The organism is Arthrobacter sp. Ms25, assembly GCF_059090365.1.
On sequence record NZ_JBNHFP010000002.1, the window covers coordinates 628,785 to 648,529 of the forward strand.

Consider the following 19,745-nt stretch of genomic DNA (forward strand, 5'->3'; position numbering starts at 1 on the left):
AGGAGTCCGGCGCTGTAGTACACTTGACGGAGCAGCTTGCTGTGCCATGGGACCTGCCCGGACGCTCTGTCCCGGTCCGGTCCCGGGTCCGGCCTTAACGGTCCGGCTCCATCGGTACGGAAGCTGACTACGCGTGTCCCAATTATCCCCGTCACAGGGGGTGCCTCTCCAACGGTCCGGCAACGCTGGCAGGGGAAGCATGCCGGAGCTCCGTCCAGGAGCAACGGCTGATGGACGCCAGGAGCTCCGCCCGCCCGGGCGTACAGCTAAAACCGTCAATAGGCAGTAGGAGAAGTGCGCCGTGCGCACGGATGCTGCCGGAAGGAGTGACGACATGCCCGTCGTTACCATGCGCCAGCTGCTCGACAGCGGCGTCCACTTTGGTCACCAGACCCGCCGCTGGAACCCGAAGATGAAGCGCTTCATCTTCACCGAGCGCAACGGCATCTACATCATCGACCTGCAGCAGTCGCTGTCCTACATCGACCGTGCCTACGAGTTCGTCAAGGCTACCGTCGCCCACGGCGGCACCGTACTGTTCGTCGGTACCAAGAAGCAGGCCCAGGAAGCCATCGCCGAGCAGGCCACCCGTGTTGGCCAGCCGTACGTCAACCAGCGCTGGCTCGGTGGCATGCTCACCAACTTCCAGACTGTTGCCAAGCGTATCCAGCGCATGAAGGAACTCGAAGAGATCAACTTCGAGGACGTCGCTTCCTCCGGCCACACCAAGAAGGAGCTCCTGCTCCTCAAGCGTGAACTGACCAAGCTGCAGAACAACCTCGGCGGTATCCGCAACCTGACCAAGGCACCGTCCGTGCTCTGGGTTGTTGACACCCCCAAGGAACACCTCGCCATTGACGAGGCCAAGAAGCTGAACATTCCCGTTGTTGCCATCCTGGACAGCAACTGCGATCCGGACGACGTCGACTTCCCGATCCCGGGCAACGACGACGCCATCCGCTCCGTCAACCTGCTGACCCGCGTCATTGCCGACGCCGTTGCCGAGGGCCTGATCGCCCGCAACAACAAGGCTGCAGGCAACACGGAAGCTCCGGCCGAGCCGCTGGCCGAGTGGGAGCGTGAACTCCTCGAGGGTGCTGCGCAGACCCCGGCTGCAGACGCCGCCGCAGAGGCTCCCGCCGCTGAGGCAACCGGCGTCGATGCGATCATCGACGCTCCGGCTGCTGACGTAAACGAGAAGTAAAGAACGTATTTCCTGAGGTCCGGGCGAATTCTCACCCGGACCTTAGGTTGTGGTGCGGCTGGCCGGTTTTCCGGCCAGCCGCACTGGCAGAACCGCACCAATACTTATTACGGGAGGACTTGAGTCCAAATGGCGAACTACACTGCTGCTGATATCAAGGCACTGCGCGAGCGCACCGGCGCAGGCATGATGGATGTAAAGAAGGCTCTGGACGAGGCCAACGGCGATGCCGACAAGGCCATGGAGCTCATCCGCATCAAGGGCCTGAAGGGCGCTACCAAGCGTGAAGGCCGTTCCACCGCCGAGGGCCTGGTTGCTGCCAAGGTCATCGACGGCACCGTCGGCGTGATGATCGAACTCAACTGCGAGACCGACTTTGTTGCCAAGTCCGCCAAGTTCATTGAACTGGCCGACAAGGTCCTTGCCGCTGCCGTTGAGTCCGCCGCTGCGGACGCCGACGCGCTCCTCGCCTACAACGTCGACGGCAAGCCGCTGTCCGAGGTTGTTGTCGAAGAAGGCGCCATCCTGGGCGAGAAGGTCGTCGTCCGCCGCGTGGCACGCATCGAAGGCAAGACCGTCGACGCGTACCTGCACAAGACGTCCAAGGATCTTCCGGCACAGGTCGGCGTGCTCTTCGCCGTTGACGGCGAAGGCGCAGAAGCCGCCACTGCCGCCCACGACGTTGCCGTGCACACCGCTGCCTACGCTCCGACCTACCTGACCCGCGAGGAAGTCCCGGCAGAGACGGTCGAGAACGAACGCCGCATCGCTGACGAGACGGCCCGCGCCGAAGGCAAGCCCGAAGGCGCCCTGACGAAGATCGTGGAAGGCCGCCTGACCGGTTTCTTCAAGGAAATCGTCCTGCTGGACCAGCCGTTCGCCAAGGATGCCAAGAAGACCGTGGGTAAGGTTCTCGAAGAAGCCGGCGTCGCACCGGTCGGCTTCGCCCGCTTCCGTGTAGGCGCCTGATCAATTAGGCAGCACACGGTTTCGACGTAACAACGTCATCATGACAGAGGGGGTGGTCACCACGGGTGACCACCCCTTTTGCCTGTCCAGAACAGCTCACTAGTCTTAAGAGCAGCACCAGCACCTATGCCCGGGAGGCACAATGTCCCACGTACTTAAAGAAACCGAATCGCCGCGCCGGCGCGTCCTGCTGAAACTCTCGGGCGAGGTGTTCGGCGGCGGCAAGCTCGGCGTGGACCCCGACACGGTGCGAGCGGTTGCCAAGCAGATCGCAGCAACGGTCGGCGAGGTGGAGGTGGCCATCGTCGTCGGCGGCGGAAACTTTTTCCGCGGCGCGGAACTCTCCACCAGCGGCATGGACCGTTCCCGCGCGGACTACATGGGAATGCTCGGCACGGTGATGAACTGCCTCGCGCTGCAGGACTTCCTGGAGCAGGCCGGCGTCGAGACCCGCGTCCAGAGCGCCATCACCATGGGACAGGTGGCCGAGGCGTACATCCCGCGGCGCGCCATCCGGCACCTGGAAAAGGGCCGCGTGGTGATCTTCGGGGCCGGCGCCGGCCTGCCCTACTTCTCGACCGACACGGTCGCCGCTCAGCGTGCCCTCGAGGTGCACGCCGACGAGGTGCTGATGGCCAAGAGCGGCGTGGACGGGGTCTACACCGCGGATCCGAATAAGGACGCCACCGCGGTGCGGCTGGAAACCCTGACCTACGACGACGCCCTGCGCCAGGACATCCGTGTCATGGACCAGACCGCCATGACCATGTGCAAGGACAATGACCTGAACATGGTGGTGTTCGGCATGGAGGGTGAAGGCAACGTCACCCGCGCCATCCGCGGCGAGAAGATCGGCACGATCGTTTCGAACTAGGCTTCCAGCACGCCCTTGCGGGTGATGGAACGGGGAGCGGAACCACCGCTCCCGAGTGCCCGAAGGGTTCCCTGTATCCGGTGCCGCCCGGTGCAGGGAACCCGCACCCTTTGGGCTTAGGATGATATTAGAGTCCGGCCACACAGCGGCAGCGTTGTGTGGACACTGTTTTATGAGGAGAGACCGTGATCGAAGACACCTTGAAAGAGGCCGCCGACAAGATGGACAAGGCGGTGGAAGTTGCTAAGGAGGACTTCTCCTCCGTCCGCACTGGGCGTGCCAACCCGGCGTTGTTCAGCCGGGTACTGGTGGACTACTACGGTTCCCCCACGCAGCTGCAGCAGTTGGCGTCCTTCGCCACCCCCGACGCCCGCACGCTGCTCATCACCCCCTATGACGTCACTGCACTGCGCGCCATCGAGCGGGCCCTCAGCGACTCCGAGGTAGGCGCAAACCCGTCCAACGACGGTAAGGTCATCCGGGTCATCATGCCGGAACTGACGCAGGACCGCCGCAAGGAATACGTCAAGATCGTCCGCGGCAAGGCCGAGGACGCGAAGGTTTCGGTCCGTAATATCCGCCGCAAGGCAAAGGACGGAATCGACCGCCTGGTCAAGGACAGCGAGGTGGGCGAGGACGACGGCGCCCGCGCGGAAAAGGACCTCGATGCCCTGACCAAGGCGCACACGGATTCCATCGACGAACTCCTCAAGCGCAAGGAAGCCGAGCTTCTCGAGGTCTGATGAGTGACGCCCAGCCTCCCACCCAGGCTGGCGGATCACCGTCCGTCGAGACCGTTCCGGCAGCAGCGAAGGCTAAGGACATGAGCGCAGCTGAACCCGGCAAGGTCCGGGGCCGCAGCGCCGCGAAGCCTGCAAAGGTCTCACGCGCCGGACGGAACCTGCCTGCTGCCATCGCCGTTGGCGTGATCCTGCTGGGATCGCTGCTCATCGGTCTGCTCTTCTTCCCCTTCGCCATCGTGATCATCGCGGTGGGTTTCGCCGCCGTCGGCGTCTGGGAAGTCAACCGCGCCCTTGAAGTGCGCGGCATGAAAGTGCCGCAGGTGCCCGTACTCGTCGGATCCGTAGGGCTGCCGTTCGCGGCGTTCTTCGGCGGCACGGAGGCGCTGGCGTTCGCGACGGTCGCAACAGCTGTGGCGATCCTGCTCTGGCGGAGCATCGACACGGCCGCCGAAGCGATCCAGAGCATCCTGGCCGGCATCTTCGTCGTGCTGTGGGTGCCCTTCCTGCTGAGCTTTGCCCTGTTGCTGCTGCGGGAACCCGACGGACAGGTGCGCGTGGCCGTGCTGCTCCTGCTCGTGGTCTCCAATGACACCTTCGGCTATCTGGTGGGTGCCTTCTTCGGCAAGCATCCGATGGCACCGAAGATCAGCCCGAAAAAGTCCTGGGAGGGATTTGCGGGTTCCGCCGCAGGCGCGGCAATCGTCGGCGTCGGCGCGGCGGTCCTGTTCCTGGACCAGCCCTGGTGGTTCGGCGTGGTGCTGGCCGTGGCGACGGTGGCTGCAGCGACCGCCGGCGACTTCTCCGAATCCATGGTCAAGCGGGAGCTGGGCGTCAAGGACATGTCCAACCTCCTGCCGGGACACGGCGGCGTGATGGACCGGCTGGACTCGGTCGTCTTCGCCTCCCCGGTGGTGTTCCTGCTTTCGGTGCTGCTCACCAGCGCTTCGTAGCGGGGCCGGGAGCGGAAGGGTAACGGTCCGGCAACGGCCGGTGCGCCGGAACAGGAACCCCGGCCGCCGGCATCGTAGGATGTTTCAGAGTTTTCAGACGATGCCGGTTCCGGGCCCCGGAAGAACAGCGGGTTCCGGCGGCATCAGTTCCGCAAGGAAATGACCACAGAGGAACAATTTATTCATGGACGATGCGCGGCAGGCCAGTGCCCCTTTCGAACGCGTGGGACGACGGGACTACGGCTACAACATCCGCCAGGTCGATGAGTTCCTGACCAAGGCCCGGGACTACTACAACTCGGATTCCACGTCGGCCCATCCGGTTACCAGCGCAGACGTCCGGTCCATGGCGTTTGATCCGGCAAAGGGCGGCTACGAACCGCAGGCGGTGGACGCCGCCCTCGACCGCCTGGAGGACGTCTTTGCCCAGCGGGAACGCGACCACCTGATCGCGGACCGCGGCGAAGAGGCATGGCTCCTGCAGATCGGACGGATGTCCGCCGTCCTGCGGGCACGCCTGCACCGGAAACCGGGGGAGAGGTTCCGCCGCCCCGGGAAGAAGCGGGTCACCAGCTACAACGTCGAGGACGTCGATGCACTGTGCAACGAACTCCTCGGCTACTTTGAACACGACCGCCCGCTCAGCGTCGACGTAGTGCGCCGGGCCGTCTTCCGCGAGGCCAAGGGAGCGCAGGGGTACGAGGAGAGCCAGGTGGACGCCTTCCTGGACCGGGTGGTCGAACTGATGGCATCCATCGACTAACCAGCCCCGGCACCGGTCAGCTACGCGGCCGGTCCAGCGGCTCCGGCGTATGCAGTCGGGCCAGGAACTTCGCTGCCCCGCCCGGCGCCGATCCGGCGGTCAGCCGGGACACCAGGACCGTTACCGCGAAAGCCGCCGGCACGGTCCAGGCCGCCGGCTGCTCCACCCAGGCGGGAATCGCGGCGCCTGCCCGGGGCAGGACGGCAGCGGCGACCATGGCCCCGCCGCACAAGAGGGCACCGGTCAGCATTCCGGCTCCGGCCCCGGACGCCGTCAGCCGGCGCCACCAGATCCCGAGCACCAGCAGCGGACAGAGGGTGGAGGCCGTGAAGGCAAACACCATCCCGATACTCCCGGCCAGTGCAGAGGATTCGGTCAGCAGCGCAATGGCCAGCGGTACGACGGCGGCCACCACGGCGGAGATGCGGAATCCGGCGACACTGCCGCGGAAGAATTCCTGGCTGATCACCCCCGCCAGCGATACCGTCAATCCGCTGCTGGTGGAGAGGAAAGCCGCAAAGGCCCCGGCCGTCACCAGGGCCGCCAGCAGGTCACCGGTGGCGCCGTCGAACACCCGGCCGGGCAGCAGCAGCACTGTTGCATCAGCCCCGCCGGCGGCCAGGTCCGGGGTATAGATCCTCCCCAGCACGCCGTAGGTGATGGGAAAGATGTAAAAGAGGGAGAGCAGACCCAGAACAATTAACGTGGTCCGGCGGGCCGAGGCCCCGTCGGGGTTGGTGTAGAACCGCACGAGCACGTGCGGCAGGCCCAGGGTGCCGCAGAGCAGGGCGATACTCAGCGAAACGTTGCGGTACAGCGGGGCATGGGTTTCCGGATTCAGCGCTTCGGCCAGGAGCTCGCTGCCGCCGGGTCCGGGCGGCCCGTCGCCGGCGAGCCGGAAAAGGACAAAGAGCACCGGCACGCCGATGGCCACGAGTTTGAGCCAGTACTGGAAGGCCTGGACAAACGTAATGGAACGCATGCCGCCGGTCACCACGCTCAGGCAGACCACGCCCGTCACCACCAGGCAGCCGATTGCTGCGGGCAGACCGGTGGTGATGTGCATGGTCAGGGCCGCACCGTGAAGCTGCGGCACAATGTAGAGCCAGCCGACGGCGATCACCAGCAGGCTGGTCAGGCGCCGCACCGGGAGGGACTCGAGGCGGGCGTGCGCGAAATCCGGTACCGTGTAGGCCCCTGACCGGCGCAGCGGTGCCGCGACGAAGAGCAGCAGCATCAGGTAGCCCGCGGTGTAGCCGATGGGGAACCAGAGGGCATCCACGCCGGACGCGACAATCAGTCCGGCCACGCCCAGGAAACTGGCCGCGGACAGGTACTCGCCTCCGATGGCGGAAGCGTTCCACCAGGGTTTCACGGTCCGGGACGCCACGTAGAAGTCGCTGGTGGTCCGCGAAATCCGCAGGCCGTAAAAACCGATCAGCAGCGTGGCTGCGGAAACCAGTGCCAGCGCGGTGTACCCGATGCCGGGGCTCATGTCCGCGGCTGCGTCCCAAGTCACCGGCTACCGTCCGTCCACCAGGTCGCGGTATCTGTTTTCATTCCGCTGAGCGCTGTGCACGTACAGCAGTCCGCAGCCGATGACCAGCGGATAGACGCCGACACCGAGCAGGATCCACGGGGCCGGGACGTTGAAGACCGTCAGTTCGGCAATCACCGGCAGGAAGGCCAGCAGCACGGGCACGCTCAGCAGGATCAACAGGAACCCGCCGCCCACCACCAGTGCCAGCCGGAGCTGGCTGCGGATCAGCGAACCGATGATCAGCTCGCCCACCTCGGACTGTTCGTCCAGCTCCCGGGAGACCGGGAACGGCGCGGCACCCGTGCCGGGAGCGGTGACCCGGACCCGCCCGGGCGCCGGGCCGTCCGTCGGTTCCCCGGTCATGACGTCGGCCGGACCCGGCCGGCCTCGAGCGTGCCTCGTACGGCGGGCAGGTGCCGCCGGCTGACCGGAAGATCCACCTCGCCCAGCTGCACGCTTGCCCGCCCGCCCGTCAGCCGGACCTGGCGGATATGGTGCCGGGCCACCAGGTAGGAACGGTGGATGCGGACGAAGCCGGCGCCGGCCCACTGTTCTTCCAGGTCGGCCAGGGGAACCCGGATGAGGTAGCTGGCGTCGGCGGTGTGCAGCCGGGCATAGTCGCCCTGCGCCTGGACGTAGCGGATGTCGCCGCGGGGGATGATCCGCGTCGTCGCGCCCTGGACCACGGTCACGACGTCGGCGTCCCGGGGGACATCGTCAGCGAGTTCACAGATCCGGCGCACTGATTCGGACAACCGCTCCGGCCGCACCGGCTTGAGTAGGTAGTCCAGGGCTGCCAGGTCAAAAGCCCGCAGCGCCTGGTCCTCGTCCGCCGTCACGAAGACGACGGCGGGCGGCCGCTCGCGGCGGCCCAGGGCCTTGGCAATGTCGAGTCCCGAAAGTGCCGGCATGTGGATGTCCAGGAACACCGCATCGACGTCGCGGGCCTCGATCTCCTGCAGCACCTGGGCGCCGCTGGCGGCACGGTGCACAGTGCCGACCCGCGCATCCAGGCCCAGGAGGTAGGCAAGTTCCTCGACGGCAGGGGCTTCGTCGTCGGCGACGATAACCGTGAGCGGCCGGAGTGGTTTGCGCATGGATAAAGGCTACGCGTCCGTGGGGCGGTTCTCCGGCTGCGACTTGGGGACACGCATGGTGATCAGGGTTCCGGCACCGGGCGCGGTGTCGATCACCAGTCCGTGGTCCTGTCCATAGACCTGGCGCAGGCGCACATCGACGTTCCGCAGGCCCACGTGGTCGCCGTCGGCGTGCCCGGCCAGGACGGACCGCAGATATTCGGGGTCCATGCCCACCCCGTTGTCCTCGATGGTGATCACGGCGTCCGCTCCGGCGTCGACGGCGGCAATGCTGATCCGCCCCTGCCCGTCCTTGGTTTCCAGGCCGTGGCGGACGGAGTTTTCCACCAGGGGCTGCAGGGACAGGAAGGGTATGACGGTGCCCAGCACTTCGGGGGCAATCTGCAGGCTCACCTTCAACCGTTCGCCGAACCGCGCGCGTTCAAGCAGCAGGTACCGGTCCACCGACTCCAGTTCCTGGGCGATGGTGGTGAAGTTGCCGTGGCGGCGGAAGGAATAACGGGTGAAGTCGGCGAACTCCACCACCAGCTCCCGTGCCCGTGCCGGGTCGGTGTTGATGTAGGAGGCAATGGCGTTCAGGGAGTTGTAGATGAAGTGGGGACTGATCTGCGCCCGCAGCGCCCGCACCTCGGCCTCCATCAGCTGTGCCCGGGAGGCATCCAGTTCCGCCAGCTCCACCTGTGTGGCGAGCCAGGCGGCCACCTCGTTGGCTGCCCGCACCAGACCGGCGCGGACCACCGGCGCGAAGACCGCCACCGTGCCCAACGTCTGGCCGTTCACCGGCAGGGGGCAGATCAACAGTTCACGGCCCTCCAGCCCCAGTGCGCGCAGTGCGGCACCGCGGAAGACCCGCGTCCGGCCGGAGTCGATCACCAGCGCCGCTGCGGACAGCAGCCGTTCCCGGCGGAAGGGCGTGTCATTAACCGCACCGTCCCATGCCAGCACGGCGGAGGCATCGGTAATGACCAGGGTGTCGCAGTCCAGCATGCCGCGCAGGTGGCGGCTGGCCTTGCGGGCTCCGGCCGGCGTGAGGCCGGCCCGCAGGTGGGCCGAGGCGAGCGACGCCGTGTGGAGGGTCGCGTAGGTGGCCTGCTCGGCGTCGGACCCCAGGTCCCGCTGCGAGCGGCTGAGCCGGAAGCCGAGCGCGCCCACGCCGGCGATGGTCAGGACGGCGACGGCGCAGACCAGGGCGATATCGACGGCGGGGCTGAGCATGCCCCCACCCTAGCCGGATGCCGACGGAGGCGCCGTTTGGTGCCGTTCACCGCAGAGAACCGACCGTTCACCGACGCCTGCGGGCTGTGGGAAGACAAGGATGCGGACACCGTAGGACAGTGATGGAAGTCACAGCCTGCACAGCGTCGTGTCCTGACCTCATGGGTGGATGCAGTTCGCGGAGCGGGCGTCCAACAGAGGAGGAACAATGGCTGAAGAGCAGCCGGTTTCACATGCTGCGCACCCGGAACAGGTGGATTTCCGGGAAGTCCAGAGCTCGCCTGAGTTCCAGGAACTGCGCAAGCGCCAGCGCAGCTTTATTTTCCCCATGGCCGTGGTTTTCCTGGTCTGGTATTTCGCGTACGTCCTTCTGGCCGACTATGCGCACGACTTCATGGCTACACCGGTCATCGGCAATATCAACGTGGGCCTGATTCTCGGCCTGCTGCAGTTTGTCAGCACATTCGGCATCACCATGGCGTACGTCAGCTACGCCAACCGCAGGATGGACCCCATTGCGGCGGACCTCCGGCGCGACCTTGAGGCCCATGGCGTGAGCCGTCCGGAGGAGACCAAGTGAACACCGTGCATATTTCCGCCGCCACTGATGTCACGGCCGAGTCCATTAAGGACACCGGCCTGCTCAACATGATCATCTTCGGCGTGTTCGTGGCCGTCACCCTCGTGGTGGTGCTGCGCGCCAGCCGCAACAACAAGACGGCGGCCGACTACTACGCCGCCGGCCGGTCCTTCACCGGACCCCAGAACGGCACCGCCATCGCCGGTGACTATCTCTCTGCCGCGTCGTTCCTCGGCATTGTCGGAGCCATCGCCGTCAACGGCTATGACGGCTTCCTCTACTCCATCGGCTTCCTCGTTGCCTGGCTCGTGGCCCTGCTTCTGGTTGCCGAGATGCTCCGCAACACCGGCAAGTTCACCATGGCCGATGTGCTCTCCTTCCGGCTCAAGCAGCGCCCGGTCCGCATTGCGGCGGCCATCACCACGCTGGCCGTCTGCTTCTTCTACCTCCTGGCGCAGATGGCCGGCGCCGGCGGACTGGTCTCCCTGCTGATGGGCATCGACAGCAAGATCGGGCAGTCACTGGTCATTACCGTCGTCGGTGCCCTGATGATCATCTACGTACTGATCGGCGGCATGAAGGGCACCACCTGGGTGCAGATCATCAAGGCTTTCCTGCTGATTGCAGGCGCGGCCATCATGACCATCTGGGTGCTGGCGATGCACAACTTCAACCTCTCGGACCTGCTCGGAGCCGCGGTGGAGACCACCGGCAATCCCGCCATCCTCGAGCCGGGGCTGCAGTACGGGAAGACGGAGACCTCCAAGCTGGACTTCATTTCCCTCGGGCTGGCGCTGGTGCTGGGCACCGCCGCCCTGCCGCACGTGCTGATGCGCTTCTACACGGTGCCCACCGCCAAGGAAGCCCGCCGGTCCGTGGTCTGGGCCATCTGGCTGATCGGCATCTTCTACCTGTTCACCCTGGTCCTGGGCTACGGTGCCGCGGCGCTGATCGGTTCGGAAGCCATTGCGGGCGCTCCCGGCGGAGTGAATTCGGCGGCACCCCTGCTGGCCTTCGCGCTGGGCGGACCGGTGCTGCTGGGGCTGATTTCCGCCGTCGCCTTCGCCACCATCCTTGCGGTGGTTGCCGGCCTGACCATCACGGCTGCCGCCTCCTTCGCCCACGACATCTACGCCAACGTCATCCGCAAGGGCCAGGTGGACGCCGACGGCGAGGTGAAGGTGGCCCGCACCACCGTGGTGGTGATCGGCATCATCTCCATCCTGGGCGGCATCGGCGCCCAGGGGCAGAACGTGGCCTTCCTGGTGGCCCTTGCCTTCGCGGTGGCAGCCAGCGCCAACCTGCCGACCATTGTCTACTCGCTCTACTGGCGGAAGTTTTCCACCCAGGGCGCCATCTGGAGCATGTACGGCGGTCTCGGTTCCGCGATCCTGCTGATTGCCTTCTCCCCGGTGGTTTCCGGGGCGGAAACGTCCATGATTGCTGGTGCGGACTTCTCCTGGTTCCCGCTGAGCAACCCGGGGCTGGTGTCCATTCCGCTGGCCTTCTTCCTGGGCTGGCTGGGCACCGTGCTGGATAAGAACACCGAATCCGCCGTCAAGCAGGCGGAGATGGAAGTCCGGTCCCTGACCGGCGTCGGCGCGGAAAAGGCCGTGGACCACTAACACAGCCGCTCTACAACGAAAGGCAGGACCCGTTTCGGCGGGGCCTGCCTTTCGTGCGCTGTGGCAGCGAAAATGCGCACCGGTGAAGCGTCCCACGCCTCGGTTAGTGTTGTGGAATGCAATGTGCTGCTGACGGGATTGCCGGCCCCTGGTGACGGACGGCAGCGAATTGAACCTCAAGAATGATGAACCGCCGGGCGATTTAACCTCCGAGGATCTTGTTTTGGGCAGGAAAGCCAGCAGATATCTGGATGCGCTGTGTCTGGCCGCCATGGCAGTCTGCGCGGGGACCGCCGTCTTCGTGGCGTTCAGCGTACCGACGGGGACACGCATGCCGTACAGCGGGCAGTTCGGCAGGAATGGAATTCCCTGGCCAATCGCTATGGGTGCAATGTTGCTTCTCTTTTTGGGCTGTGGCGTTCCGGGAAGAAGCCGGATGCGCACCATATGGGAAAGAAAGCGCGTTTCGGCGTTTACCCTCGAAAGCGTGCTGGTTGTCGGCTGCGTTATCGGCCAATGGGTGATGGCTCTGTCGATACTTGGTGCAGGCGGAGAATCGTAGTGGTGCAGGAATGAAATCGTCAGGAAGTAACCGTGCAAACTGAGAAGCAGCCGGCGCCCGGGAGTGAACGCCGCGGCAAGGAGTTGACCGAAGAGGATCTCCTGCGGGGGAAGAAAACGGTTCGAATCGTGGAAATCATGTGCCTGGCCGCGATCATCGTCTGCGCCGGAACTGCGGTTTTTGTGTTTGCGAGTGTCCCGCTGGACACCAGGTTGCCCTACAACGGGCAGTTCGGCAGGAACGGCATTCCCATGCCGCTGGCGATGCTTGCCGTGTTCGTGGTCCTCCTGGGCCTGTGGAGGGCAACGAAGAAACCGGACGCACATCATTTGGGTCACGGCGCCCGTGTGAGGGTGCCGATCCTCGGTGCCGCGCTGATACTGGCTTTTGTAGGGGCGCAGTGGGCCATGGCGCATGCCATCCTCGTGGAGGCAGGAGCCCTCCCCGCATAGTCCGTGATCCGCCTAGCGCCCGGCGCTGCGGCGCAGCAGGGGAGCGGCGCGCAGCGGAATCAGTTCGCCCATGGCCAGGTTGGTGTCGCAGCGCTGCACGCCCTCGATGGCCAGAATCTGCTTGTTGATCCGGAACAGGTCCTCGGCGTCGGCCGCCACCACCCGCAGCAGGATGTCGGCGTCACCGGTGAGGCCGTGGGCCTCCGTGACTTCGGGCAACCCGGCCAGGTCTTCGGTGATCCTCGCCAGGCTTGGCTGGTGGACGTGGACATGGACAAACGCCATGAGGGGATACCCAAGAGCCGCAGTGCTGATCCGTCGTTCGAACGGCAGGAATGCACCCTTTCGCTCCAGCCCGGCCAGCCGCGCCTGCACCGTGTTGCGGGAAAGGCCGAGGACCGCTGCCAGGGCCACCGCTGTGCGCGTTGAATCCTGGGCAAGGGCCAGGAGTAATCGTAGGTCGGTGCTGTCAAGGGGCTGCATAGTGCGCAACGCTAGCACGGCCTTTTTGCTGTTTATAGGGCACAATGCTCGGTCTTTCGGCAAATGGTTGTGCCGGGTGTTGAATGTGAGTAGGGTCACATCTACCCGGGCAACGGAGCCCGGCCATCGGTTTGGCCCCGCCACCCCAGAGGCCCAAACACGGAAGGATGCGTATCAAAGTGTCCCTGCATACCCCAGTGAGGCATCCGGAAAACTCCGGCAGTTCGCCTACTGACCCCTACGTCCAGCTGGTTGCCCCCGACGGCGTGCGGACCCCCGACCCCCTGTACGACCGCTGGGTCGAGGATGTCGACGGCGCCTGTCTCCAGGAGCTCTACATCGACATGGCGGTCATCCGTCGGATTGACACGGAGGCCACTGCCCTTCAGCGGCAGGGTGAACTGGGCCTGTGGCCGCCCCTGCTCGGGCAGGAAGCGGCGCAGATCGGCTCCGCACGCGCCCTGCACTCCTCCGACTTTGTCTTTCCCAGCTACCGGGAGAACGGCGTGGCCTACTGCCGGGGCGTTGAGGTGGGGGACCTGATGCGGGTGTGGCGCGGCAACGCGGGTGCCGGCTGGGACCCGTATCAAGTGAATATGGCGCCCACGCAGGTCATCATCGGTGCGCAGGCCCTGCACGCTGCCGGGTACGCCATGGGTATCACCTACGACGGAGCCGACGACGCCGTGATCAGCTACTTCGGCGACGGCGCCACCAGCCAGGGGGACGTCAACGAGGCCATGGTGTTTGCCGCCAGCTTCAACTCGCCGGTGGTGTTCTTCTGCACGAACAACCAGTGGGCAATTTCTGAGCCCGTCGCCCTGCAGGCGCAGGTCCCGATCGCCAACCGTGCCCCGGGCTTCGGCATCCCGTCCATCCGGGTGGACGGCAACGACGTACTTGCGGTCATGGCCGCCACCAGGGAAGCCCTGGACCGTGCCCGCTCCGGCAACGGACCGACCTTCATTGAAGCGGTCACCTACCGGATGGGCCCGCACACCACGGCCGACGATCCCACGCGGTACCGGGATGAAGCGGAACTGGAGCACTGGCGGGCCAAGGACCCGCTCTCACGGCTGCAGGCACTGTTGGAATCGATGGGCCTGTTCACCGACGAATTCGCTGCCGAAGCCGGCCGCAGGTCCGACGCCGTCGCGGCCGAGCTGCGCGCTGCGTGCCTGGGCATGCCGGATCCGGTGGCCGCGGATGTATTCGCCCACGTCTATTCCGAGCCCAACTCCTGGCTGGACCGCCAGCAGGAGCAATACTCGCGCTATCTCAGCGGTTTCGCTGGCGAGGAGAAGCAGTAATGACCAGCATGACTTTCGGGCGGGCAATCAACGCCGGTCTGCGCCGGGCCATGGAGCAGGATCCCCGTGTCCTGATTATGGGGGAGGACGTGGGCACGCTCGGCGGTGTCTTCCGGATCACCGACGGACTCCAAAAAGACTTCGGTCCGCAGCGGGTGGTGGACACGCCGCTCGCCGAATCCGGGATCATGGGCACTGCCGTGGGCCTGGCATTCCGCGGCTACCGTCCCGTGGTGGAAATCCAGTTCGACGGGTTCATTTACCCGGCGTTCGACCAGATTGTTTCCCAGGTGGCCAAGATGCACTACCGGACGCGCGGGGCAGTGAAACTGCCGCTGACCATCCGGGTACCATTCGGCGGCGGCATCGGTTCACCGGAGCACCACTCCGAATCACCCGAAGCTTATTTCACGCATACCTCGGGGCTGCGGGTCATTAGTGTGTCCAACCCCCAGGATGCCTACACGATGATCCAGCAGGCCATCGCGTCCGATGACCCGGTGCTCTACTTCGAGCCCAAGCGCCGCTACCACGTCAAAGGCGACGTGGATGAAACAGCGTCCCCGCTGCCCATGGGCTCCGCCCGGGTGGTAACCGAAGGCAGCGATGTCACCCTGGTGACCTACGGTCCGCTGGTTCCCACCGCACGCGACGCGGCAGTGGCGGCATCCGATGAAGGTGTCTCCGTGGAAGTGATCGACCTGCGCTCGCTGGCGCCCATCGACTTCGCTGCCGTGGAGGCTTCCGTCCGCAAGACCGGCCGGCTGGTCATTACGCATGAGGCGGCCCAGTCCGGCGGGCTGGGTGCGGAGATTGCCGCCAGCATCACCGAGCGCTGCTTCAACTACCTCGAGCATGCACCGGTACGGGTCACCGGGTTCGACATCCCGTATCCACCGTCCCGGCTCGAATCGCACCATCTGCCGGACCTGGACCGGATCCTGGACGGGGTGGACTGTGTCCTGGACCGGCCCAGCTCGCTGGCCGGCGTCGTCTCCGGATCGGCGGTGGGCTGATGCTGCGCGAATTCCGCCTCCCGGACCTGGGGGAGGGGCTTACCGAGTCCGAGATCTTGAACTGGCACGTCACTGTCGGGGACAACGTGGAGTTGAACCAGGTGATCGCAGACGTCGAGACCGCCAAGGCCGTAGTTGAGTTGCCGTCGCCGTACGCCGGCATCGTGACCCGCCTGCATGAACAGGCGGGGACCGTGGTGGAAGTCGGGTCGCCGATTGTCTCGTTCGAGGTCGAGGCGCCGGCCGGTGCCGGTCTCGATGCTCCCCGTGACGGCGGGGACCCGGCGCCCGCAAAGCGGGAGCCGAACCTGGTGGGGTACGGCGCCGTTCCGGATGCCGCGGGGCGGCCCGCCCGACGACGCCGCGGGCCGGCTCCCGCCGCCGGTTCAGGCCCTGCCGGCGGACGTGGGCCGGCAGCATCTGCGCCCGCGCCGACGCCCGCCCCTACGCCGCCACCCGCGCCCGCCCCGGTATCCGCCTCCGCTCCGGAGCCGGTGCGCGAACGTCCCCGCTCCACTCCGCCGGTCCGGAAACTTGCCCGGGACATGGGCGTGGACCTCACCGAGGTGCAGGGCTCAGGGCCGGGCGGACTCGTGGTGCGCGCCGACGTCGTCCGCGCCGGCTCACCCGTTGCGGCAGCGGCACCTGACGCCGTCGCCGCCCCGCAACCGCTTGGGAGCGCCGGCAGGGAGGAACGGGTACCGGTCTCGGGCATGCGGAAACACACTGCCGCAGCCATGGTGGCCAGCGCCTTCACTGCTCCCCACGCCACGGTGTTCCTCACCGTGGATGTCACGCCGACCATGGAGCTGCTCAAGCGGCTCCGGCAGCAACCGTCCTTCGACGGGGTGAAACTGTCCCCGCTGACGCTTGCCGCCAAGGCGGTCTGCCTGGGGCTGCGGCGCTTCCCCGAGCTGAACTCCCGCTGGGATGAGCAATCCCGGGAGATCATCCGCTACAACTACGTCAACCTCGGCATTGCCGCGGCCACCCCGCGCGGACTGATGGTTCCCAATATCAAGGACGCCCATGAGCTGAGCCTGCACGGCCTCGCATCGGCCGTGACGGTGTTGGCGCAGACGGCAAGGGAAGGGAAAACGCCGCCGGCAGACCTGGCCGGCGGGACCATCTCCATCTCCAACGTGGGAGTGTTCGGCGTCGACGCCGGGACACCCATCCTGAACCCGGGAGAAGCCGCCATCCTGGCGCTGGGGGCGGTTCGCCGGCAGCCGTGGGAGTACGAAGGGAACATAGCGCTGCGTTCCGTGATGACGCTGAGTCTCTCCTTCGACCACCGCCTGGTGGACGGGCAGCAGGGGGCCGGGTTCCTGAGCGAAGTGGGAGCGGTGCTGGCTGATCCTGTGCTGGCCCTGGCCATGGCCTAGCGGATTCGTGCCGGCGTGCTCCCGGGGAGCGGACCGTGGTCCGCCCGTCCCCGGGAGCACGCCGCCTAGGCGAGTTCGAGCTCGAGTTCCTTCACCACGGCTCCGCGGGCATTGGCAAAGCCCTGGGTTTCGCCGATTACCGTGAAGCCGTACTTCTCCAGGATGCGGATCGAGCTGACGTTGTCCGCGACCGCGCGTGCACGGATCGGCCGCTCGGCGAACTCCTCCAGGAAGAGTCCTACGGCCGCAGTGGTGATGCCCTGCCCCCAGCGCGCCTTGTCGATCCAGTAGCTGATTTCCGGGATGTCGCCGTCCCGGTAGGCCAGGATGCTGCCGGCCACCTCGCCGTCCGCCACAATGGTCCGCACCGTGACGGTCGGATCGTTCAGGATGCTCTGCCAGTGATGGTCGAAGACGCCGCGGTCCGCCGGGTTCTTGGCGCTGAACGCGGCCATATGGTTGGCACTGGGATCCAGCTGGTGGGAGAAAAACTCCTCCAGGTCGGCGGGAACTACGGCACGAAGCTCAATCACGGCAGGTCTTTCTGCTCGGAGGGGTGAAGTTCGGCCCGCCAAGGGATCCGGCGGGCCGATAAGTTACTGGGCGTTCAAGGCCGCCCACGCCATTCTATCGAGCAGCGTACGCAGCCTTGCCGTTTCACGGGCGCTGATACGGCCGTGGACGGAATGGGAGGTGGAGTTGATCAGGCCGAAGACGCCCTGCGCCCGGTGGCGCAGCAACGGCAGGTCCGACGCTGAGTGCAGCGCGGAAAGGGCATCCACCCAGACCTCCACGTACTGCCGCTGCAGGGAGCGTACCCGCCGCTCGTCGTCTTCCGGCAGGCTGCCCAGATCCCGGTCCTGGACCCGGATCACGTCCGGCTGCCGGAGCGCGAAATCGACCTGGAATTCCACCAGGCCGCGCAGGGCCTTCTCGGGCGTCTCGGACTCGGCAACTACTGCCTTCCCGCCTTCCAGCAGATCCTCGCTGACTCCGACCAGCAGGGCGGAAAGCACCGCCGGTTTGCCGCTGAAATGCCGGTAGACAGCCGGTCCACTGACCCCTGCCGCTGCTCCCAGTTCCTCAATGGACACTCCGTTGTAGCCGCGTTCTGCAAACAGGGCTGCAGCGGCCTCGAGCATTACCGCCCGGCGGGAAGCCTTGGCCCGGCTGCGCCCTGTCATCCGCACCGCTTCCGGAGCTGCTTCCTTTTTTGCTGCGTCCATCCCCACCCTCCTGATTGGACTGCGCATATCTTTCCATTGTGGTGGACAGGTGAGTTAATAACCAATAACCTGACTTGGGTTAGGGGTTATTAACCCAGCTTCGGGTGGGGTTCCGCCTCGCCACTGTTGCAGGAAGACGTCAATGGAGACACTGAAATCCGGGCTGGACACAGCCTCTGCGGCCTTTGGACAAAATACGGCTGCGCAGCAGGCGCTGGCGCAGGAGTTGCGCGGACGGCTGGCGGATGCCGCGGCCGGCGGGCCGCAGCGATCGCGCGAGCGGCACACCGCACGCGGCAAGCTGCTGCCCCGTGAACGCGTTATCCGGCTTCTGGACGAGGGCAGTCCGTTTCTGGAAGTGGCGCCGCTGGCCGCCGAGGACATGTACGACGGCGAGTGCCCCGGTGCGGGACTGATCGCCGGCATCGGGCTGGTGCAGGGCCGGCAGGTGATGGTCCTGTCCAACGACGCCACGGTCAAGGGCGGCACCTACTATCCGATGACGGTCAAAAAGCATCTGCGGGCCCAGGAAATCGCCCTGGAGAACCGGCTGCCGTGCATCTACCTGGTGGATTCCGGCGGCGCATTCCTGCCGCGCCAGGACGAGGTCTTCCCCGACCGGGACCATTTCGGCAGGATTTTCTTTAACCAGGCGCAGATGTCCGCCCGGAAAATCCCGCAGATCGCCGCTGTCCTGGGCTCCTGCACGGCCGGCGGGGCGTATGTGCCGGCGATGAGTGATGAAACCGTCATTGTGCGCAACCAGGGCACGATCTTCCTGGGCGGCCCACCGCTGGTGAAGGCCGCCATCGGCGAGATCGTCACCGCGGAGGAGCTGGGCGGCGGCGATGTGCACTCCCGCACCAGCGGTGTGACGGACCATCTGGCCGAAAACGATGCCCACGCCCTGGAGATTGTGCGCAGCATCGTGGAGACCTTCCCGGAGCAGCAGCCGGTGGAGGGCCTGGCTGAATCCCGGCCGCCCGTCGAAGACCCTGCGGAGATCTACGGACTGGTCCCCACCGACCTGCAGACCCCGTATGACGTCCGTGAACTCATCGCCCGCCTGGTGGACGCCAGCGAGTTCCATGAGTTCAAGAAGGAGTACGGCACCACGCTCGTGACCGGCTTTGCCCGGCTGCACGGCCACCGCATCGGCATTGTCGCCAATAACGGTGTGCTGTTCAGCGAATCCGCGCTCAAGGGGGCGCACTTCATTGAACTGTGCGACCAGCGCGGCATCCCGCTGGTGTTCCTGCAGAACATCTCCGGATTCATGGTGGGCCGGGACTACGAGGCCGGCGGCATCGCCAAGAACGGCGCCAAGATGGTTACGGCAGTGGCCACGGCTCGGGTGCCCAAGCTGACAGTGGTGGTGGGAGGGTCCTTCGGTGCCGGCAATTACTCCATGTGCGGGCGGGCCTATTCGCCGCGCTTTCTGTGGATGTGGCCGGCGGCCCGGATCTCCGTAATGGGCGGGGCCCAGGCGTCCTCGGTGCTGGCTACCGTGAAGCGGGACCAGCTGGAAAGCCGCGGGGACGAATGGGCCGCCGAGGACGAGGAGGCCTTCAAGGCCCCCATCCGCGAAACCTACGAAACCCAGGGCAGCCCCTACTACTCCACCGCCCGGCTCTGGGACGACGGCATCATCGACCCCCTCGATACGCGCACCGTCCTGGGCCTGGCCTTGGACGTCTGCGCCAACGCACCCCTGCCGGAGACCTCCTTCGGCCTGTTCCGGATGTGAGCGA

The 19,745-nt window shown here is 66.0% G+C and carries 21 protein-coding genes; 14 read left to right on the forward strand and 7 right to left on the reverse strand.

The window, feature by feature from the left end; all coding sequences use genetic code 11:
- The first annotated feature begins 334 nt into the window (after positions 1–334).
- The 6 genes from rpsB (at position 335) to AC5RT8_RS07435 (ending at position 5,503) form a co-directional block, all read left to right on the forward strand.
- Complete coding sequence (rpsB, locus tag AC5RT8_RS07410) at positions 335–1,204, forward strand: 30S ribosomal protein S2 (protein ID WP_494095061.1); 870 nt, start codon at positions 335–337, stop codon at positions 1,202–1,204.
- Positions 1,205–1,333: 129 nt separating this feature from the next.
- A complete protein-coding gene (tsf, locus tag AC5RT8_RS07415; RefSeq protein ID WP_494095062.1) occupies positions 1,334–2,173 on the forward strand; it encodes a translation elongation factor Ts in 840 nt (279 codons plus the stop codon).
- Between the two features lie 142 nt (positions 2,174–2,315).
- Positions 2,316–3,047 (forward strand): UMP kinase, encoded by a 732-nt coding sequence (pyrH, locus tag AC5RT8_RS07420; RefSeq protein ID WP_494095063.1) that lies wholly within the window; start codon positions 2,316–2,318, stop codon positions 3,045–3,047.
- A 185-nt stretch (positions 3,048–3,232) separates the two neighbouring features.
- Entirely contained in the window at positions 3,233–3,790 is a 558-nt protein-coding gene (gene frr / locus AC5RT8_RS07425) for a ribosome recycling factor (protein ID WP_227904371.1), read from the forward strand.
- Between the two features lie 80 nt (positions 3,791–3,870).
- Positions 3,871–4,740, forward strand: a complete 870-nt coding sequence (locus tag AC5RT8_RS07430) for a phosphatidate cytidylyltransferase (RefSeq protein ID WP_494095064.1) — start codon at positions 3,871–3,873, stop codon at positions 4,738–4,740.
- A 184-nt stretch (positions 4,741–4,924) separates the two neighbouring features.
- Positions 4,925–5,503 carry a DivIVA domain-containing protein gene (locus AC5RT8_RS07435; RefSeq protein WP_494095065.1) on the forward strand — a complete coding sequence of 193 codons (579 nt, stop codon included), beginning with the start codon at positions 4,925–4,927 and terminating at the stop codon, positions 5,501–5,503.
- A 16-nt stretch (positions 5,504–5,519) separates the two neighbouring features.
- Here the strand turns inward: AC5RT8_RS07435 and AC5RT8_RS07440 are convergent, their stop codons facing one another.
- Genes AC5RT8_RS07440 through AC5RT8_RS07455 form a run of 4 tightly spaced genes read right to left on the reverse strand, consistent with a single transcriptional unit; the run spans position 5,520 to position 9,355 of the window.
- The gene (locus AC5RT8_RS07440; protein ID WP_494095195.1) at positions 5,520–6,998 is read right to left on the reverse strand and encodes a sodium/solute symporter; all 1,479 of its coding nucleotides are present in this window, start codon (positions 6,996–6,998) and stop codon (positions 5,520–5,522) included.
- Between the two features lie 27 nt (positions 6,999–7,025).
- A complete protein-coding gene (locus tag AC5RT8_RS07445) occupies positions 7,026–7,406 on the reverse strand; it encodes a DUF485 domain-containing protein (RefSeq protein WP_494095066.1) in 381 nt (126 codons plus the stop codon).
- Complete coding sequence (locus AC5RT8_RS07450) at positions 7,403–8,140, reverse strand: LytR/AlgR family response regulator transcription factor (RefSeq protein WP_494095067.1); 738 nt, start codon at positions 8,138–8,140, stop codon at positions 7,403–7,405. Before AC5RT8_RS07450 ends, AC5RT8_RS07445 begins: the two co-directional genes overlap by 4 nt.
- 9 nt (positions 8,141–8,149) lie before the next feature.
- Positions 8,150–9,355 carry a sensor histidine kinase gene (locus AC5RT8_RS07455; protein ID WP_494095068.1) on the reverse strand — a complete coding sequence of 402 codons (1,206 nt, stop codon included), beginning with the start codon at positions 9,353–9,355 and terminating at the stop codon, positions 8,150–8,152.
- 208 nt (positions 9,356–9,563) lie between these two features.
- On the opposite strand from AC5RT8_RS07455, the gene AC5RT8_RS07460 reads away from it, so the two are divergent.
- From AC5RT8_RS07460 to AC5RT8_RS07475, 4 genes are all read left to right on the forward strand, one after another.
- Positions 9,564–9,935: a DUF485 domain-containing protein gene (locus AC5RT8_RS07460; protein WP_494095069.1), complete on the forward strand. Its 372-nt coding sequence runs from the start codon at positions 9,564–9,566 to the stop codon at positions 9,933–9,935.
- 68 nt (positions 9,936–10,003) lie between these two features.
- Positions 10,004–11,560, forward strand: coding sequence for a monocarboxylic acid transporter (locus AC5RT8_RS07465; protein ID WP_494095196.1), 1,557 nt, complete (start codon positions 10,004–10,006; stop codon positions 11,558–11,560).
- A gap of 151 nt (positions 11,561–11,711) precedes the next feature.
- Positions 11,712–12,122 carry a hypothetical protein gene (locus tag AC5RT8_RS07470; RefSeq protein ID WP_494095070.1) on the forward strand — a complete coding sequence of 137 codons (411 nt, stop codon included), beginning with the start codon at positions 11,712–11,714 and terminating at the stop codon, positions 12,120–12,122.
- A 32-nt stretch (positions 12,123–12,154) separates the two neighbouring features.
- On the forward strand, positions 12,155–12,574 hold the full coding sequence (locus AC5RT8_RS07475) for a hypothetical protein (RefSeq protein ID WP_494095071.1): 420 nt from the start codon (positions 12,155–12,157) through the stop codon (positions 12,572–12,574).
- A 12-nt stretch (positions 12,575–12,586) separates the two neighbouring features.
- Here AC5RT8_RS07475 and AC5RT8_RS07480 read toward each other — a convergent pair whose 3' ends face one another.
- Positions 12,587–13,057, reverse strand: coding sequence for an Lrp/AsnC family transcriptional regulator (locus AC5RT8_RS07480; protein WP_494095072.1), 471 nt, complete (start codon positions 13,055–13,057; stop codon positions 12,587–12,589).
- A gap of 167 nt (positions 13,058–13,224) precedes the next feature.
- On the opposite strand from AC5RT8_RS07480, the gene pdhA reads away from it, so the two are divergent.
- Genes pdhA through AC5RT8_RS07495 form a run of 3 tightly spaced genes read left to right on the forward strand, consistent with a single transcriptional unit; the run spans position 13,225 to position 16,768 of the window.
- A complete protein-coding gene (gene pdhA / locus AC5RT8_RS07485; RefSeq protein ID WP_494095073.1) occupies positions 13,225–14,367 on the forward strand; it encodes a pyruvate dehydrogenase (acetyl-transferring) E1 component subunit alpha in 1,143 nt (380 codons plus the stop codon).
- Entirely contained in the window at positions 14,367–15,383 is a 1,017-nt protein-coding gene (locus tag AC5RT8_RS07490) for an alpha-ketoacid dehydrogenase subunit beta (RefSeq protein WP_494095074.1), read from the forward strand. Before pdhA ends, AC5RT8_RS07490 begins: the two co-directional genes overlap by 1 nt.
- Complete coding sequence (locus tag AC5RT8_RS07495; protein WP_494095075.1) at positions 15,383–16,768, forward strand: dihydrolipoamide acetyltransferase family protein; 1,386 nt, start codon at positions 15,383–15,385, stop codon at positions 16,766–16,768. The genes AC5RT8_RS07490 and AC5RT8_RS07495 overlap by 1 nt, the downstream gene beginning before the upstream one ends.
- Before the next feature lie 65 nt (positions 16,769–16,833).
- Here the strand turns inward: AC5RT8_RS07495 and AC5RT8_RS07500 are convergent, their stop codons facing one another.
- The gene (locus AC5RT8_RS07500; RefSeq protein WP_494095076.1) at positions 16,834–17,301 is read right to left on the reverse strand and encodes a GNAT family N-acetyltransferase; all 468 of its coding nucleotides are present in this window, start codon (positions 17,299–17,301) and stop codon (positions 16,834–16,836) included.
- Positions 17,302–17,364: 63 nt separating this feature from the next.
- The gene (locus tag AC5RT8_RS07505) at positions 17,365–17,994 is read right to left on the reverse strand and encodes a TetR/AcrR family transcriptional regulator (protein WP_494095077.1); all 630 of its coding nucleotides are present in this window, start codon (positions 17,992–17,994) and stop codon (positions 17,365–17,367) included.
- 142 nt (positions 17,995–18,136) lie between these two features.
- On the opposite strand from AC5RT8_RS07505, the gene AC5RT8_RS07510 reads away from it, so the two are divergent.
- The gene (locus AC5RT8_RS07510) at positions 18,137–19,741 is read left to right on the forward strand and encodes a carboxyl transferase domain-containing protein (RefSeq protein ID WP_494095078.1); all 1,605 of its coding nucleotides are present in this window, start codon (positions 18,137–18,139) and stop codon (positions 19,739–19,741) included.
- The last annotated feature ends 4 nt before the right edge of the window (positions 19,742–19,745 follow it).

What these genes read in the sequence shown, in the direction of transcription:
- rpsB (WP_494095061.1), top strand. Translation starts at nt 335, where the DNA reads ATGCCCGTCGTTACCATGCGCCAGCTGCTCGACAGCGGCGTCCACTTT.
- tsf (WP_494095062.1), top strand. Translation starts at nt 1,334, where the DNA reads ATGGCGAACTACACTGCTGCTGATATCAAGGCACTGCGCGAGCGCACC.
- pyrH (WP_494095063.1), top strand. Translation starts at nt 2,316, where the DNA reads ATGTCCCACGTACTTAAAGAAACCGAATCGCCGCGCCGGCGCGTCCTG.
- AC5RT8_RS07430 (WP_494095064.1), top strand. Translation starts at nt 3,871, where the DNA reads ATGAGCGCAGCTGAACCCGGCAAGGTCCGGGGCCGCAGCGCCGCGAAG.
- AC5RT8_RS07435 (WP_494095065.1), top strand. Translation starts at nt 4,925, where the DNA reads ATGGACGATGCGCGGCAGGCCAGTGCCCCTTTCGAACGCGTGGGACGA.
- AC5RT8_RS07440 (WP_494095195.1), bottom strand. Translation starts at nt 6,998, where the DNA reads ATGAGCCCCGGCATCGGGTACACCGCGCTGGCACTGGTTTCCGCAGCC.
- AC5RT8_RS07445 (WP_494095066.1), bottom strand. Translation starts at nt 7,406, where the DNA reads ATGACCGGGGAACCGACGGACGGCCCGGCGCCCGGGCGGGTCCGGGTC.
- AC5RT8_RS07450 (WP_494095067.1), bottom strand. Translation starts at nt 8,140, where the DNA reads ATGCGCAAACCACTCCGGCCGCTCACGGTTATCGTCGCCGACGACGAA.
- AC5RT8_RS07455 (WP_494095068.1), bottom strand. Translation starts at nt 9,355, where the DNA reads ATGCTCAGCCCCGCCGTCGATATCGCCCTGGTCTGCGCCGTCGCCGTC.
- AC5RT8_RS07460 (WP_494095069.1), top strand. Translation starts at nt 9,564, where the DNA reads ATGGCTGAAGAGCAGCCGGTTTCACATGCTGCGCACCCGGAACAGGTG.
- AC5RT8_RS07465 (WP_494095196.1), top strand. Translation starts at nt 10,004, where the DNA reads ATGATCATCTTCGGCGTGTTCGTGGCCGTCACCCTCGTGGTGGTGCTG.
- AC5RT8_RS07480 (WP_494095072.1), bottom strand. Translation starts at nt 13,057, where the DNA reads ATGCAGCCCCTTGACAGCACCGACCTACGATTACTCCTGGCCCTTGCC.
- pdhA (WP_494095073.1), top strand. Translation starts at nt 13,225, where the DNA reads ATGCGTATCAAAGTGTCCCTGCATACCCCAGTGAGGCATCCGGAAAAC.
- AC5RT8_RS07490 (WP_494095074.1), top strand. Translation starts at nt 14,367, where the DNA reads ATGACCAGCATGACTTTCGGGCGGGCAATCAACGCCGGTCTGCGCCGG.
- AC5RT8_RS07495 (WP_494095075.1), top strand. Translation starts at nt 15,383, where the DNA reads ATGCTGCGCGAATTCCGCCTCCCGGACCTGGGGGAGGGGCTTACCGAG.
- AC5RT8_RS07505 (WP_494095077.1), bottom strand. Translation starts at nt 17,994, where the DNA reads ATGGACGCAGCAAAAAAGGAAGCAGCTCCGGAAGCGGTGCGGATGACA.
- AC5RT8_RS07510 (WP_494095078.1), top strand. Translation starts at nt 18,137, where the DNA reads ATGGAGACACTGAAATCCGGGCTGGACACAGCCTCTGCGGCCTTTGGA.